This is a genomic window from uncultured Litoreibacter sp. (genome assembly GCF_947487515.1).
In the GTDB taxonomy this organism is placed as follows: Bacteria; Pseudomonadota; Alphaproteobacteria; order Rhodobacterales; family Rhodobacteraceae; genus Litoreibacter.
The window spans coordinates 782,485-797,551 of record NZ_CANKWO010000002.1 but is presented as its reverse complement, the minus strand read 5'-3'; the positions used below and the strand labels follow the sequence as shown (position 1 = coordinate 797,551).

Below are 15,067 nucleotides of genomic sequence, written 5' to 3'. Positions count from 1 at the left end.
TCAGTCGCCGAGGTAGTCACGCAGCAACGCGGGTGGCGCATCCAAAAACGGGCCTGTAGGCACCGGCGCATGGGCCAAACCGTCAGCGACCAAAACCGTGCTGCCACCCAATTGCCGCGCGTCTTTCGGATCGTGCGTGACCATAAGCACGGTCAGGCCGCGCTCAGTTGCTATTTCTCCCACCAAGGCCAACATCTCTGCGCGCAACGCAGGTCCAAGTGCCGCAAAGGGCTCGTCAAGCACCATCAAGGGCTTGTCGCGCAGCAACACTCTGGCCAAGGCAATTCGGCTTTGTTGCCCGCCTGACAGCGCCGCAGGCTTTCGGTCGCCGTAGCCGTTTAGACCAACTCGATTTAGGGCGTCTTCCACCGAGGACTGCTCGCTCAATGAGAGTTTCAAATCCGGCTTGAGACCAAGCCCAACATTCTGCGCCGCGGTGAGATGCGGGAACAAATTGCTGTCTTGAAACACCATCGCCAGAGGTCGGTCAGCAGGTGCGGCATTGGTAATATCACGCCCCTGCCAACGAATGTGCCCCCCCGCGACGGACACAAACCCAGAAAGTGCGGATAGCAGTGTCGATTTTCCGGCTCCAGAGGGCCCGATAACGGAGACGCGTGCTCCTGTTTCTATTGAAAAATCTGCACTCAGCCTAAATTTTCCCTGCCAGATTTCAACCTTTTCAAACGTCAGCATCAACACGCCCCCCACGGTCCAAAACCCAAAACAGGGTCAAGCTAAGCGCCAACAGCACCAAAGCAGCGGCGAAGGCTTGATCCATTCTGTAAGCCGTCATCAGATTATAGAGCGCCAGCGGCAAAGTTGCGCGGGTCGGATCTGCAAATAGCGTGATCACGCCAAGATCGCCCATCGACAGCGCCGCAGCCAACCCCGCACCGAAACCCAACGGTCTGCGCAACCTCGGTAGCAACAAGATGCGAAGTCGCGCCCAGCCCTTCAGCCCCAACGAGGAAGCGAGGCGTCCGTAGTCCGACTCGACCTGTCGCAGCGTCGGTGCCAGCGCACGCAAGGTAAACGGGAGACTCATCGCCGCATTCACCACCACTGTGACGGGCAAGGCCAGTAGCACCGGATCAATCCAGCGATATGTCAGGATAAACAACCCCGTCCCGATCACGAGCGGAGAAGCAGCAACCGTCAGATAGCCCACGGCTTCTATGCCGCGCCCCCATTTCAAAGACAGCAAAGCCAAGGCCACTGCCAACACCACTGTCAGTCCGGCCGACACGAGTGCGACCCACACCGACCGCCATGCGGCGCCCAGAATGCTTGGCGGTAGATCAACAAGCCCGGGCACCCCCTTCACAACAATCAGCGCAAGGGGGGTGATCAAGAAAATCGCAACCACGCTGATAACAAAGCCATCGATCCACAAGGACCCATCATTGCGTTGAACCACGCGATCCAAACCGGCCCCCTGACCTACAGGCACCGAGATTTTCAACGACAACAGGGCCAGCACAGTGCAGGTCAAAAACTGCACCAACCCAAGCAAAGCGGCTTTTGACAAATCGAAGTCGAACCGGAAGGCTTGATAGATTGCCAACTCAATCGTTGTGGCCTTTGGCCCGCCGCCCAAAGCCAAGGCAACGGCGAAGCTTGTGGTGCAAATCAGGAAAATGATCATGATCACGCCAGGCAACACCTCGCGCAGCATGGGCCACTCCAAGTGGCGCGATATGTCACGTGAGCTAAACCCCAAAGATTGAGCCAAGCGGAACCGTTCTGCGGGAATGGCCAGCCAAGCCTGCAAAATCAAACGCGTCGCGAGCGGCAGGTTAAAGAACACATGCGCCAGTATCACCCCGTGCCATCCGTAGATTGAAATCGGCTCTAATCCAGCCCAAACCAGTGTTTTTGATAGCAGACCACTCCGCCCGTAGATCGCCAACAAGCCAAGTACCGCGACGATAACCGGAAGAATGAACGGGGCGCCGAGAATGGTCAAAAGCAACGACCGGCCCCAAAAATTGCGGCGCGCCAAAGCCCGTGCAACGGGTATCGCCAGAAGGGCGCTTAGGACCGCCGATACAGCCGCTTGCCACAAAGTGAACCGTACTGCGGACCAGTCACTTTTAGAAAGCGCTGACATCTCCTCTGCCCGCCACGCCACTGCGCCCAGAGTTCCAAGTGTCAGCAACACAAGCAGGGCGACGACCGCCGCCCCGCCAAGAGTTGATAGGGTTATTGGCTGAACGCGCTCAGCCATTGTTCCAGCGCTGCGTCACGCAAATCTGCTGCTTCGTTTTCCGAGTAGAACAATGCTTTCTCCGGCATGTTCAACTTCTTGAACCCGTCTGGAAGCTTGTCGGCATCCAGTTTTGCAGGGAACGACCAATTGGCTGTTGGGATCATCTCTTGGAACGTGCCCGACAGCACGAAGTCCATGAAGGATTGTGCCAGTTCCGGCTGCTTGCTGGTTTTAACCTGCGCCACCAATTCGGTCATGAAGTAGTGACCTTCGTCAAAAATCGCAGCCTTCTTGGTTTCATCTTCTTCTGCGATGATGTGGTAGGCTGGGGACGTGGTGTAGCTGAGAACCATATCAGCTTCACCATCGGTGAACATGCCGTAGCTTTCGGACCAACCTTTGGTGACGGTCAGTGTCTTCTTCGCCAGCTTGTTGAAAGCCTCTTGGCTGTCGTCACCGTAAACCGACTTGATCCAAAGCATCAACGCCAGACCCGAAATTGAACTGCGCGGATCTTGAAGCACAACTTTCGTTTCTTCATCCGCCAAGAAGGCCTCAAAGCTGCTCGGAGCATCGGCCGTTTTCTCGGTGTTATAGATGAATGCCGTGTGGCCCCAGTTGAATGGCAAAAACACGTCGTCCGCCCATTCGATAGGCAAGGTCAGGTCACTCGTGTCTTGCCCATGCGGCAGGAATAGACCCGTTTCGCGGGCCTTTTTGGTCACGTCAGTGTTCAACCCGATAACGACATCAGCTTTCGTGCGGTCGCCTTCCAGCAAAATACGCGGCAACAGGTCGCCGGCCACATATTGCACATCGCAGGCGCATGATTCTTCGAAGGCAGCTTCGATTTTCGGGCCAGGGCCCCATTCGCTGGTAAAGTAGTCAGGGGCGTAGATTGTCAGCACTGGCTTGTCCTCGGCAAACGCCGAAGTGCCCAATGCGATCAGTCCTACGCTCAAGAGGGTCTTCTTCATCTCAATTCCTCCAAAACGACGGACGGAGTGGGGAGTGAGAGCATCTCAAACCTTCCCTCCGCCGGTCTTAACCGGTTCAGGTTCAACGGGTCAGCACATGCTATCTCAGCCCATAGAGGCCCCCCGAGGTAGCGTTGTATCTAAGCCCCAACCCTTACTCGGGCAAGTTGAAAGCGCTTGAGCGTCGCGAACCGCGACGCTAGACCACTGACAAAAGGGAGACACCCCATGTCGATGAACAGCTTTGGCCATCTATTCCGCGTAACCACTTGGGGCGAAAGCCACGGGCCGGCACTGGGTGCAACTGTTGACGGGTGCCCCCCCGGCGTACCCTTGACGGCCGAGATGCTCCAAGTCTGGCTCGACAAGCGTAAACCCGGCCAAAATAAATACACCACCCAGCGCCGCGAGGCTGATGAGGTGCGCATTCTGTCTGGCGTGTTTGAAGGGGTCACAACCGGCACGCCTATCCAGTTGATGATCGAAAACACCGACCAGCGGTCCAAAGACTACGGCGACATCGCTGAGAAGTTCCGCCCCGGACATGCTGACATCACTTACTATCAGAAGTATGGCATCCGCGATTACCGTGGCGGCGGGCGGTCGTCTGCGCGCGAAACAGCCGCACGCGTAGCTGCGGGCGGCGTTGCTCGTGAAGCCATCAAAATGCTTGTGCCGGATCTAAAAATCACTGGCTATATGGTGCAGATGGGTGAACACAAAACAGACGTTCGCGATCTGGATCAGATCGATCTCAATCCGTTTTGGGTTCCAGACGCACAAGCTGCAAACGTTTGGGCTGATTATCTGGATGGGCTGCGGAAGTCGGGCAGCTCTGTCGGGGCGATGATCGAGGTCGTGGCGAAAGGTGCCCCAGCCGGTCTTGGTGCCCCCGTTTACGCCAAGTTAGACACTGATATCTCCGCCGCAATGATGTCGATAAACGCCGTAAAAGGTGTGGAGATCGGCGCAGGAATGCAAGCGGCGATGCTTACGGGCGAAGCCAATGCTGATGAGATTTCCATGGGTCCGGACGGCCCTGTATATAGCTCCAACCACGCGGGCGGCATATTGGGGGGTATCTCTACCGGTCAGGACTTGGTTGTACGCTTTGCGGTAAAGCCTACCAGCTCTATTCTTACAACGCGCAAGACTGTCACCAAATCTGGTGAAGACACAGAGATCATCACCAAAGGTCGCCACGACCCCTGTGTCGGCATCAGAGCCGTTCCCGTCGGAGAGGCCATGATGGCTTGCGTCATTCTGGATCATTTGCTGCTGCACCGCGGTCAAATCGGCTCTAACCAAGGCATTATTGGCTAGGTTTTTGCTTTGACATCTGCACGGCAAGGATGCCGCCTGCAATGATCACAACGCCTATATAGTCGATCGTACCGACGCTTTCCCCTAGCAGGATTGCGGCTATTGCGACCCCGAACACTGGATTGAGGAAGTGGAACGTCGACGCCTTGACGGCGCCAACCCGACCGACCAATTCAAACCAAACCCAAGTCGCAAGAACCCCCGACACCAGTGTGGTGTAGGCAAAGGCTGCAATCCACGACGGGCTTAGAATTACGCTCCAAGTTTCTGTTGCAGCAGCTACAACAAACAAGCAGCCTGATCCGATCAGCATTTGCAGGCCGACAATCATCATGACGTTTCCACCGGATGCCGCCCCCTTCACGGACAGTGTGGCAAAGGTCAGCGCCAAGGCCGCGATTAGGCACAAAACCAATCCGGTGACGTCAACACCGCCATTGATCCGGCTTCCCATGATCATGACCACGCCCAATATGCCCGCCACTAAGCCGACAATCCCGATCATCCTCATGCGCTCTTTGAAGACGAGCCATCCCACCAAGGCCACCATCAATGGCATGAGCGACGCGATGATCGCTGCGAGTGACGCTTCGACCCATTGCATGGCAACAAAATTCAGGCCCAGATACAGCGCATTTTGGCAGACCCCGAAAACCCAAGTTGCCCGCCATTGATGTCTGGTTAATGACCAAGACTGGCCCATCGCTTTCGCAACCAAAATGGCCAAAATTCCGGACAGTAAGAATCGAAGACTTAGGGAGAAAAGCGGTGGGGCATCGGCGACGATTATGCGCGCCGACGTAAACGCCCCGGACCACATTAGAGCAAATGCAAGCCCCATCAAAATTGCTTTGATATCCACACCGAAACCTTCGTCTATTTCGCAATACCTTTACGAGAAAGCGCGCAAAAGAAAAGGGCCGCCCGAAGGCGACCCTTTAAACAAAAACGGAACTGACGTTTAGCCGTTCACGCTGTCCTTCAGAGCTTTCGCAATGGTCATTTTAACCACTTTGTCAGCTTCTTTGGAAATCTGTTCGCCAGTCGCAGGGTTGCGGACCATACGTGCTGGACGCTCGCGGCAGTAGATTTTGCCAACGCCGGGCAAAGTCACAGCGCCACCGCCGGATACTTCGCGTGTAATGATAGCAATCAGGCCATCCAGGGATGCAGCAGCACCCTTTTTGTCTGTGCCAGCTTCTTCAGCCAATGCTGCAACCAATTGTGTTTTGGTCATAGGTTTCGTCGCCATGAGCTCTGCTCCCTCTCTATTGCCCCACCTTTGGGGTGTTATCGCGAGAACCTAACTGAATATTGAGGGGCCGCACAACAATTAGTGTACAAAAACCCCTTCTTTTTCGCGTTTTTTGCTCATTTTCCTAACGTCAAAGGAAAGCTGTCTCCGCAAAACTGCGTAATTTACGTGAATGAAGCCTTTCAAGCGGCATTTCGCGGAGATGTTCCATCGCTCGAATACCGATCAGAAGATGCCGTGACACTTGTGTTTTATAGAAGTCAGACGCCATTCCCGGCAGTTTTAGCTCCCCATGAAGTGGTTTGTCGGACACGCATAAAAGCGTGCCATAGGGCACCCGAAAGCGAAATCCATTTGCAGCAATAGTTGCGCTTTCCATGTCCAGTGCAATTGCGCGCGATTGGCTTAGGCGTTGTACCGGACCGGACTGATCCCGTAGCTCCCAATTGCGATTGTCAATTGTCGCCACGGTTCCGGTTCGCATGATCCGCTTCAAGTCGAACCCTTCAAACTGGGTCACCTCGGCGACGCTTTTCTCCAAGGCGATTTGGATCTCCGCCAGTGCGGGAATTGGCACCCAAACCGGCAGATCGTCGTCCAATACGTGATCTTCGCGCAGATAGGCATGCGCCAACACGAAATCGCCCAAACTTTGGGTATTCCGCAGACCCGCGCAATGCCCCACCATAAGCCATGCGTGCGGGCGCAAAACCGCGATGTGATCCGTTGCCGTTTTTGCATTGGACGGGCCTACACCAATGTTCACCAAAGTAATGCCTGAGCCGTCCTCGCGCGTCAGGTGGTAGGTGGGCATCTGGGGTGTTTTTTCCGTTTTGGGAATCTCCCCGTTGGCATCTTTCAAAACGTGGTTTCCGGTGCTCACAAAGCCGGTGTAGCCGCTGTCAGGATCAGCAAGCATCTGGCGCGCGTAGCCCTCAAATTCTTCTACATAGAATTGGTAGTTGGTGAACAAAACGTGGTTCTGGAAGTGTTCTGCTGCGGTGGCCGTATAGTGGGACAATCGGGCCAAGGAGTAGTCGATCCTTTGTGCGGTGAAGGGCGCCAACGGTTCGGGCACATCTGGCAATTCCTTCAACGTGCCGTTCACAATGTCATCGTTTGTGGTCGACAAGTCGGGCACATCGAACACATCGCGCAACGTAAACTCCATTGCGCCCTCTTGCGGCACTATAAGGTCTGCCGCGTTGGCCACAGCAAAATGCATCGGCATCGGGGTGCAAGACACGCCGATTTGCACCGAGACACCATGGTTATCCACCAATAACCGGATCTGCTGCTCAAGGTAGTTGCGAAACAGGTCTGGGCGCGTCACCGTTGTTGCATAAGTCCCTGGTTGGGCTACATGACCAAAGCTCAGCCGGCTATCGATCTTGGCAAAGCTTTGCGTGGTAATCTTTATCTCGGGGTAGAACGCGCGGTAGCGCTCTGCGGGCGGGTTGCCTTCCAAGCTGTCGCGAAACTTGTCGATCAAAAATGTCGATGCGTCTTCGTAAAGTTCGCACAATCGCTGAACCGCTGCCTTCGGATTGCTAAACAGTTCCGCTTCAGGGGCGTCCGGGGTGCGGACAGGTAAATTGGCAGTCATGCCGTTCATTGAATTTCCTCTATCAAATCTGTCAGTTCAAACTTGGTCACATCCACTAGCCCCAAATCGGATATCCGAAGCGATGGAATGACCACGAGCGCCAGCAACGAGTGCTGCATATAAGCGTTGTTCAAGGTGCAGCCGCAGGCTTCCATAGAGGCGACCATCTCATCGGCCTTGGCCGCCACTTCCTTCGCAGGGCGGTCAGACATCAGACCGGCTATCGGCAATTCAACCAGTGCCAGTTCCTCGCCATCCTTCCAAACCGTGACCCCACCGCCCACTTCGGCCAACCGGTTAGCGGCAAGGGCCATATGGGCGCGATCTGTCCCCACGACGATCATGTGGTGACTGTCATGAGCAACTGTCGACGCCATCGCCATCGATCCTTCATACCCAAAGCCTTCGACCAAAGCGTTTACAACCTCTCCGGTCCCGCGATGACGTTCAACCAAGGCAATCTGGCACACGCCTGCGTCTGGCTCCAAAAGACCCTGTTCAACCGGAACTTTCCGCAACAGCGTTTCGGTTGGTGCTTGGTTCTCCACCACGCCAATCACTTTGGCGATAACGCCTTTGGCGCCTTCAGGGGCGCTTATCTCAAAGTCGGAGGCACCCAATGCGCGCCCCAGATGCACAGTTTGGCGGGCGTCAACCGGCCAGTCCAAATGCGGGCAGGTCACTTTGATTTCGCCATCCTCGGCCACGGTTCGACCCTGCGCAATCACGCGCTCTATTGGCAACTCACGAAGGTCTGACGTCACAATTAGATCCGCCCGCCGACCTGGCGCGATAGAGCCCAATTCGCGCTCCAATCCGAAATGCGTCGCGGTATTGATTGTCGCCATTTGGAGCGCCACAAGCGGGTCGCATCCGCATTCAATTGCGTGGCGCAACACGCGATTCATATGGCCATCATTTACCAAAGTGCCCGAATGACAATCGTCCGTACACAATATGAAGTTTCGCGGGTCCAGACCTTTTTCGGTGACAGCCGTGATCTGTGTTTCAATGTCATACCAAGCCGATCCCAGTCGCATCATCGACCGCATCCCTTGACGAACCCGCGCTATGGCATCGGCCTCACAGGTGCCTTCATGGTCATCCGCGGGGCCGCCCGCCGCATAGGCATGGAAATCTGGCCCCAGATCAGGTGACGCGTAATGCCCGCCCACTGTTTTGCCGGCGTTCTGGGTGGCGGCTATCTCTGCTAGCATCTGTTGGCTTCCGTTCACCACGCCAGGGAAGTTCATCATTTCACCCAGTCCGATGATCCCCGGCCAAGTCATCGCCTCGGCCACGTCTTCGGGTCCGATTTCGTAGCCTGTGGTCTCCAAACCCGGGGCGGAAGGGGCACAGCTTGGCATCTGCGTATAGATCGATATTGGCTGGATCAGAGCCTCATCATGCATCAACCTCACCCCATTAAGTCCCAAAACATTGGCAATCTCATGCGGGTCGGTGAACATAGTTGTGGTGCCATGCGGAATCACCGCGCTGGCGAATTCAGCAGGGGTCAACATGCCCGATTCAATGTGCATATGCCCGTCACACAATCCGGGGATCAGATAGCGTCCGCTCAATTCGATCACGTCAGTGTCGGGCCCAATGCAATGCGTGGCGTCCGGCCCGACATAGGCGAACCGCCCTGCACTTATGGCCACTTGCCAGCCATCCAGCACCTCACGGGTGTGAACATTAACAACTTTTCCGCCGCGCAAAACACTGTCTGCGGGGGTGCGACCAACCGCAACGGCAACCAAAGTTGCAGCACTGTCGGCCCATGATTTGAGAGGTTGGTGTTCCATGTTCCAATTGTCCTGACTTTGAGGACGGGCGCAAGTCGCAAAATAGCTAGCCATGTCGCAACAGTCATGGCTTACTTGAACTAGGACAGCAGGAGAGCGGCATGGGCGACGCACAGGTTAATATAGAAAACTGGGAAGAGCGCGTGGACCTCGCAGCGGCTTTCCGTTGGACAGAGCGTTTGAACATGCATGAAGGTGTGTCCAATCACTTTTCACTGGCAATCAATGACGATGGCACGCGGTTTTTGATGAATCCAAATCAGGTGCATTTCTCTCGGGTCAAAGCCTCTGATATGATCGTCGTGGATGCCAACGATCCCGAAACGTTGAAAGGCCCGAATGCGCCGGACCCCACGGCTTGGGGGTTGCACGGCGGCCTGCACCGGAATTGTTTGCATGCCCGCTGCGCGATGCATGTGCATTCAGTCCACGCCACCGTTCTGGCCTGCCTGCAAGACAAAATTCTGCCTCCCCTAGATCAGAACGCCGCAATGTTTTTTGACCGCCAAGTGGTGGACAACAACTACGGAGGTTTGGCGTTTGAAGAAGAGGGCGAGCGATGCGCGCAGCTGTTCACCGATCCGAAGAAGAAGGTCATGATCATGGGCAACCACGGCATCATGGTTATTGGCAATACGGTCGCTGAAACCTTCAATCGGATGTATTTCTTCGAACGCGCCTGCGTGGTCTACATTCGTGCTTTGCAGACTGGCCAGCCCCTGTCGATCCTGCCAGATGATATCGCCGCGAAAACCGCAGATGAGATCGAAAACTACCCAGAACAAGACATCCGTCACTTGGCGGAACTCAAGGCCATTTTAGACGATGAGGGTTCGAAATATGCGACCTAGGTCTTCGATAGATGATGTCAGCGCGTGGACGAGCACACGTCGCTTGGGACGATTGATCAGGCTCTAACCCTGCATATATGTCCTATTTCTGAAAGGCCTTTGCCATGACAACCTACGGTCTAACCGAAGAACACAGCATGATTGCGAATACCGTTCGCAGCTTTGTAGAGAACGAAATATATCCCTTTGAAGAATTGGTAGAGCGCAGTGGAGAAGTCCCCACCGAGATCGCCCAAGACATCAAACAAAAGACATTGGACCTGGGTTTCTACGCCTGCAACTTCCCCGAAAGCGTGGGCTGCGCTGGCCTGAACCATGTCGAGTTTTCGATTGTAGAACGTGAACTTGGCCGCGGGTCTATGGCGTTGAACCACTTCTTCGGCCGCCCTCAAAATATCCTAATGGCCTGCGAGGGGGAACAAAAAGAGCGCTACCTTATGCCCGCCGTGCGTGGGGAGCGGATGGATGCACTCGCCATGACGGAACCTGGTGCTGGCTCTGACGTGCGTGGCATGAAATGTGCTGCTGTGCGGGATGGTGGTGACTGGGTTGTGAACGGCACGAAGCATTTCATCTCTGGGGCTGAACATGCCGACTTCTTCATTGTTTTCATTGCCACAGGCGAAGACGATACCCCGCGTGGCCCAAAGAAACGCATTACAACATTCTTGGTTGATCGCGACACGCCGGGTTTCACCGTTCGCGATGGCTACAAATCCGTCTCGCATCGCGGCTACAAGAACATGATCCTCGAGTTCGACGATTGCCGCCTGCCAGATGCGCAGGTGTTGGGCGAAGTCGATGGTGGGTTCGAGGTGATGAATACTTGGCTCTATGCGACCCGAATTACGGTCGCGGCCATGTCTGTTGGCCGTGCTCGAAGGGTGTTCGACTATGCCCTGAGCTACGCGGCCGAGCGTGAGCAATTTGGTCAACCTATCGGAAAATTTCAAGGGATCAGCTTCCAACTTGCGGACATGATCACCGAAATCGATGCTGCTGATCTGCTGACACTTGCTGCTGCGGATCGGCTTGATAAAAACCTGTCGTCGAACCGCGAAATTGCATCTGCCAAACTCTATGCCACGGAAATGCTGTCGCGCATCACCGACGCTGCGATCCAAATCCACGGGGGGATGGGCCTCATGGACGATTACCCGCTAGAGCGCTTTTGGCGCGATGCGCGGGTGGAACGCATTTGGGACGGCACCTCCGAAATCCAACGCCACATTATCAGTCGCGATCTTCTTCGCGCCCTTGGAGCCTAATCAATGAGTGACCTGTTTCGCCTTCTAAACCCAAAATCCCTCGCTGTTATTGGCGGCGGAGCATGGGGCGAAGCCGTTCTTACACAAGCCAAGAAGTTCGGCTTTGAAGGAAACCTATATGCGGTGCATCCCGTAAAGCCGGAAGTGGCGGGCGTTAAAGCCTACCCTAGCGTGATTCACATCCCAGAGGCCCCCGATGCGGCCTTCGTAGGCATCAACCGCGAGGCCACAATCGGCGCCGTTGAACGCATGCGCAAGCTTGAAGCCGGCGGCGCGGTTTGCTTCGCGTCCGGCTATGCCGAGGCAAATGGCGAAGACACATCAGGCACCGATGCACAGGCCAGACTGCTCAGGGCTGCGGGGGAAATGCCGATTCTTGGGCCCAACTGCTATGGCTTTATCAACGCTTTGGATGGCGTCGCTGTTTGGCCGGATCAACACGGCTGCAAGCGTGTCGACACCGGCGTCGCGATCCTAACGCAGTCGTCCAACATTTCTATCAATATGACGATGCAAACCCGTGGCTTGCCCATCGGCTACATGATCACCGCAGGCAATCAGGCGCAGACCACACAAGCCGATGTGGCTTTGGCTTTGCTTGACGATCCGCGTGTCACTGCGATTGGTCTCCACATCGAAGGGTTTGGGGATCTTTCACGCTGGGAGGCACTCGCGGCCAAAGCCCACGCCAAGTCTATTCCGCTTGTGGCTCTTAAGGTCGGCAAATCTGCACATGCACAGACAGCAACAATCAGTCACACCGCGTCTCTTGCAGGTGGCGACACCGCTGCTCAGGCGTTCTTGGATCGGTTGGGCATACTACGCTCCCCAGATATACCCAGCTTTCTTGAGACCCTGAAACTGCTGCATATCGCGGGCAGGTTACCGTCAAATCAGATATCTTCCATCAGCTGTTCCGGCGGCGAGGCATCGCTGGTCGCAGATATGGCCAACGAACACGACTTAACGTTTCCGGCCTTAACTGATGATCAAAAACAGGGTCTGTTTAAGACTTTGGGCCCCAAAGTCGCCCTTGCCAATCCATTGGATTATCACACCTACATCTGGCGCGATGAGGATGCAATGACGGATGCTTGGTCCGCGATGGCCGCCTCTCACATTGCTTTAACGCTTGTTGTATTGGACTACCCGCGCGGGGATATGTGTGACGCAACTGACTGGGCCAGCGCGACAAACGCCGCGCTTCGGATGCGCAAGGCAACTGGCCGTCCTGTTGCTGTTGCCGCTAGTTTACCGGAATTGCTTCCAGAACATGTTGCACAACAGCTTATTGAAGGCGGTGTGGTTCCCTTTGCAGGCATTGCAGAAGCGCTGAACGCCATTGAGGCAGCTTCACGCCCAGCCTTTGCCCCCTCCTCTGATGCGGTTCTCAGAAAAGCCGCCGCCACCGACACCGAAACCCTGTCGGAATACGACGCCAAAACCGCGCTTGCAGCCCATGGTTTGAGCGTCCCGAAAGCCATCCAAACCAATCACAGCGCCGCGGGCTTGGACACCCTGACTTTTCCCGTTGTCGTGAAGGCCGAAGGCATGGCGCATAAGTCTGATGTGGGCGGTGTTATCCTTGATTGTAACTCCTTCTCGGATGTTCAAATCGCGATGGAGACTATGACCGATGCCACGTCTTTCCATGTCGAAGAGATGTCTGCCCCCGGGGCTGAATTGCTGGTTGGTGTCACGCAAGACCCCGCGCATGGATATCTGCTGACCATTGGCGCTGGCGGAATACTGACGGAGCTGCTGAATGACACACAATCCGTGTTGATTCCCAGCAACCGAAACGACATAAAACAGGCTCTAACCCGCCTTAATATGTACCCATTGCTCACCGGGTTTCGCGGTGCAGAGCCATGTGACCTGGATGCAATTGTGGATGCTATCCTTGCGGTTCAGTCCTACGTCATTGCCCAAGATGACCCTATTGCGGAAGTCGAAGTAAACCCCCTCATTTGCGGTCCAACCGGTGCGATCGCAGTAGATGCCCTTATACGGAAATCCAAATGACAAACCCCATCAAAACCCGCCGCGAAGGCGCTATTCTTGAAGTCACGCTGGACCGGCCCAAAGCCAACGCCATCGACCTTGCCACCTCGCGTATCATGGGGGACGTCTTTGCCGATTTTCGCGACGATCCTGATCTTCGGGTCGCAATCATCACAGGTGCAGGTGACAAGTTTTTCTGCCCCGGCTGGGATCTAAAAGCCGCCGCCGATGGCGATGCGGTTGATGGTGATTACGGTGTTGGTGGTTTCGGTGGCCTGCAAGAGCTTCCGAAGCTCAACAAACCCGTCATTGCAGCGGTAAACGGCATCGCTTGTGGCGGCGGTCTAGAACTCGCCTTGTCCGCCGACATTATCCTTGCAGCCGAACACGCAACATTCGCGCTGCCGGAAATTCGGTCTGGCACCGTTGCGGATGCCGCCTCGGTCAAACTGCCCAAGCGCATCCCCTACCACATCGCGATGGAATTACTGTTCACGGGTCGCTGGTTCGACGCCGAAGAGGCGCGCGGTTGGGGCATCGTGAATCACATCCACCCCGCTGATCAGCTGATGGATCAAGCTTGGGAAATGGCCCGCCTGCTCGCGTCGGGGCCACCGCTGGTCTATGCCGCGATCAAGGAAATCGTCCGTGAAGCCGAGGACGAGAAGTTTCAAGACACGATGGATCAGATCACATCCAGCACTTTTGAGTCCGTGAAGAGCCTTTATTCAAGCGAGGATCAACTTGAAGGCGCAAAAGCATTCGCCGAAAAACGCGACCCCGTTTGGAAAGGCCGCTAGGCGAAGTCGCTAAAAGCGTAGCCTTGTATGAATAGCAGTGCGGTCAGATCACCGTGGTTCACCCGAATTTTGGCCTGTGCTTGCACGGTCGGCTTCGCATGAAGCGCCACCCCAGCCCCCGCACGTTGCAGCATGCCCAGATCATTCGCACCGTCCCCAACGGCCAGCACATCTGCGTCCGTCAGGCCCAATCGCGCAGTGATTTCTTCTAGCGCTTGTACCTTCGCTTCGCGGCCCAAAATTGGCATGCCAACCTTGCCGGTCAGCTTACCGCCCTCTTCAATCAAAGTATTGGCGCGGTTCTCGTCAAAGCCCAGCGCTTTCGCCACAGATGCCGTGAATGCAGTGAACCCCCCAGACACCAATGCCGCATAAGCGCCATTCGCCTTCATCGTCGCCAGTAGCTCTTTGCCACCTGGCATATGGGTGATCCGCGTTGCCAAAACAGTGTCTATTACACCTGAATCAAGCCCTTCTAGCAGACCAACACGTTCTTTCAGCGCCGCCTCAAAATCCAGCTCACCATTCATCGCACGCGCGGTAATATCCGCCACACGCGGGCCAACGCCGGCTTCAGCCGCCAACTCATCGATGCATTCTTGCTGGATCATCGTGCTGTCCATATCCGCCAGCAGCATCATTTTGCGGCGCCCCTCCATGGGTTGGATCGCAAGGTCGATACCAAGGGCGTCGCAGTCCTGCCAAACCACGTCGAAATTCTCCGGCATCTTTTCGACCGCGAATTCGGCAGCGACATCCGGCATCAACCAAATCACATCTCCACCACCCCATGCATTTCGCAAGTTCACAGGTAAAGCCGCATCAAGTTTAGGATCCGTCGGGGCGCAAAGCAGGGTCACTACGAACATGAGGTTATGTTTCCGATCGTGGATAAAGGTGTCGCAAATAATCGTTTAAGCGGCGCTATAGCGACGTTTTGGCGGTTGTGGAAGCCCGTGCACT

13 protein-coding genes and 1 riboswitch are annotated in these 15,067 nt (G+C 55.6%); of the genes, 5 read left to right on the top strand and 8 right to left on the bottom strand.

Annotation, left to right across the window (positions count from 1 at the left end):
• The 3 genes from Q0746_RS09520 to thiB are packed head-to-tail and all read right to left on the bottom strand — an operon-like array spanning nucleotide 1 to nucleotide 3,189.
• Nucleotides 1-696 carry an ATP-binding cassette domain-containing protein gene (locus tag Q0746_RS09520; protein WP_298259576.1) on the bottom strand — a complete coding sequence of 232 codons (696 nt, stop codon included), beginning with the start codon at nucleotides 694-696 and terminating at the stop codon, nucleotides 1-3.
• Entirely contained in the window at nucleotides 683-2,230 is a 1,548-nt protein-coding gene (locus tag Q0746_RS09515; RefSeq protein WP_298259574.1) for a thiamine/thiamine pyrophosphate ABC transporter permease ThiP, read from the bottom strand. Before Q0746_RS09515 ends, Q0746_RS09520 begins: the two co-directional genes overlap by 14 nt.
• Nucleotides 2,206-3,189, bottom strand: a complete 984-nt coding sequence (gene thiB / locus Q0746_RS09510) for a thiamine ABC transporter substrate binding subunit (protein ID WP_298259572.1) — start codon at nucleotides 3,187-3,189, stop codon at nucleotides 2,206-2,208. The genes Q0746_RS09515 and thiB overlap by 25 nt, the downstream gene beginning before the upstream one ends.
• 36 nt (nucleotides 3,190-3,225) lie before the next feature.
• Nucleotides 3,226-3,325: riboswitch (TPP riboswitch) on the bottom strand.
• A gap of 92 nt (nucleotides 3,326-3,417) precedes the next feature.
• Between thiB and aroC the strand changes: the two genes are divergently transcribed.
• Complete coding sequence (gene aroC / locus Q0746_RS09505; RefSeq protein WP_298259570.1) at nucleotides 3,418-4,512, top strand: chorismate synthase; 1,095 nt, start codon at nucleotides 3,418-3,420, stop codon at nucleotides 4,510-4,512.
• Here the strand turns inward: aroC and Q0746_RS09500 are convergent.
• The 4 genes from Q0746_RS09500 to ade all read right to left on the bottom strand — a co-directional run bounded on the left by Q0746_RS09500 (nucleotide 4,502) and on the right by ade (nucleotide 9,181).
• Complete coding sequence (locus tag Q0746_RS09500; RefSeq protein WP_298259568.1) at nucleotides 4,502-5,374, bottom strand: DMT family transporter; 873 nt, start codon at nucleotides 5,372-5,374, stop codon at nucleotides 4,502-4,504. The two genes, aroC and Q0746_RS09500, sit on opposite strands and share 11 nt — an antisense overlap.
• A 99-nt stretch (nucleotides 5,375-5,473) precedes the next feature.
• Nucleotides 5,474-5,764, bottom strand: coding sequence for an HU family DNA-binding protein (locus Q0746_RS09495; RefSeq protein ID WP_298259566.1), 291 nt, complete (start codon nucleotides 5,762-5,764; stop codon nucleotides 5,474-5,476).
• Between the two features lie 133 nt (nucleotides 5,765-5,897).
• Complete coding sequence (locus tag Q0746_RS09490) at nucleotides 5,898-7,373, bottom strand: AMP nucleosidase (protein WP_298259732.1); 1,476 nt, start codon at nucleotides 7,371-7,373, stop codon at nucleotides 5,898-5,900.
• Between the two features lie 5 nt (nucleotides 7,374-7,378).
• Nucleotides 7,379-9,181 (bottom strand): adenine deaminase, encoded by a 1,803-nt coding sequence (gene ade, locus Q0746_RS09485; protein ID WP_298259564.1) that lies wholly within the window; start codon nucleotides 9,179-9,181, stop codon nucleotides 7,379-7,381.
• Between the two features lie 101 nt (nucleotides 9,182-9,282).
• Here ade and Q0746_RS09480 point away from each other — a divergent pair, with 101 nt between their 5' ends.
• The 4 genes from Q0746_RS09480 (at nucleotide 9,283) to Q0746_RS09465 (ending at nucleotide 14,104) form a co-directional block, all read left to right on the top strand.
• A complete protein-coding gene (locus Q0746_RS09480; RefSeq protein WP_298259562.1) occupies nucleotides 9,283-10,032 on the top strand; it encodes a class II aldolase and adducin N-terminal domain-containing protein in 750 nt (249 codons plus the stop codon).
• Nucleotides 10,033-10,136: 104 nt separating this feature from the next.
• Complete coding sequence (locus Q0746_RS09475) at nucleotides 10,137-11,300, top strand: acyl-CoA dehydrogenase family protein (protein WP_298259560.1); 1,164 nt, start codon at nucleotides 10,137-10,139, stop codon at nucleotides 11,298-11,300.
• Nucleotides 11,301-11,303: 3 nt separating this feature from the next.
• Nucleotides 11,304-13,325 carry an acetate--CoA ligase family protein gene (locus tag Q0746_RS09470; RefSeq protein WP_298259558.1) on the top strand — a complete coding sequence of 674 codons (2,022 nt, stop codon included), beginning with the start codon at nucleotides 11,304-11,306 and terminating at the stop codon, nucleotides 13,323-13,325.
• The gene (locus Q0746_RS09465) at nucleotides 13,322-14,104 is read left to right on the top strand and encodes a carnitinyl-CoA dehydratase (protein WP_298259556.1); all 783 of its coding nucleotides are present in this window, start codon (nucleotides 13,322-13,324) and stop codon (nucleotides 14,102-14,104) included. The genes Q0746_RS09470 and Q0746_RS09465 overlap by 4 nt, the downstream gene beginning before the upstream one ends.
• Here the strand turns inward: Q0746_RS09465 and serB are convergent.
• Nucleotides 14,101-14,973: a phosphoserine phosphatase SerB gene (gene serB, locus Q0746_RS09460; RefSeq protein ID WP_298259554.1), complete on the bottom strand. Its 873-nt coding sequence runs from the start codon at nucleotides 14,971-14,973 to the stop codon at nucleotides 14,101-14,103. The two genes, Q0746_RS09465 and serB, sit on opposite strands and share 4 nt — an antisense overlap.
• Nucleotides 14,974-15,067 lie beyond the last annotated feature (94 nt).

Coding starts and splice junctions, on each gene's coding strand:
- Q0746_RS09520 (WP_298259576.1), bottom strand. CDS start 696: ATGCTGACGTTTGAAAAGGTTGAAATCTGGCAGGGAAAATTTAGGCTG.
- Q0746_RS09515 (WP_298259574.1), bottom strand. CDS start 2,230: ATGGCTGAGCGCGTTCAGCCAATAACCCTATCAACTCTTGGCGGGGCG.
- thiB (WP_298259572.1), bottom strand. CDS start 3,189: ATGAAGAAGACCCTCTTGAGCGTAGGACTGATCGCATTGGGCACTTCG.
- aroC (WP_298259570.1), top strand. CDS start 3,418: ATGTCGATGAACAGCTTTGGCCATCTATTCCGCGTAACCACTTGGGGC.
- Q0746_RS09495 (WP_298259566.1), bottom strand. CDS start 5,764: ATGGCGACGAAACCTATGACCAAAACACAATTGGTTGCAGCATTGGCT.
- Q0746_RS09490 (WP_298259732.1), bottom strand. CDS start 7,373: ATGACTGCCAATTTACCTGTCCGCACCCCGGACGCCCCTGAAGCGGAA.
- ade (WP_298259564.1), bottom strand. CDS start 9,181: ATGGAACACCAACCTCTCAAATCATGGGCCGACAGTGCTGCAACTTTG.
- Q0746_RS09480 (WP_298259562.1), top strand. CDS start 9,283: ATGGGCGACGCACAGGTTAATATAGAAAACTGGGAAGAGCGCGTGGAC.
- Q0746_RS09475 (WP_298259560.1), top strand. CDS start 10,137: ATGACAACCTACGGTCTAACCGAAGAACACAGCATGATTGCGAATACC.
- Q0746_RS09470 (WP_298259558.1), top strand. CDS start 11,304: ATGAGTGACCTGTTTCGCCTTCTAAACCCAAAATCCCTCGCTGTTATT.
- Q0746_RS09465 (WP_298259556.1), top strand. CDS start 13,322: ATGACAAACCCCATCAAAACCCGCCGCGAAGGCGCTATTCTTGAAGTC.
- serB (WP_298259554.1), bottom strand. CDS start 14,973: ATGTTCGTAGTGACCCTGCTTTGCGCCCCGACGGATCCTAAACTTGAT.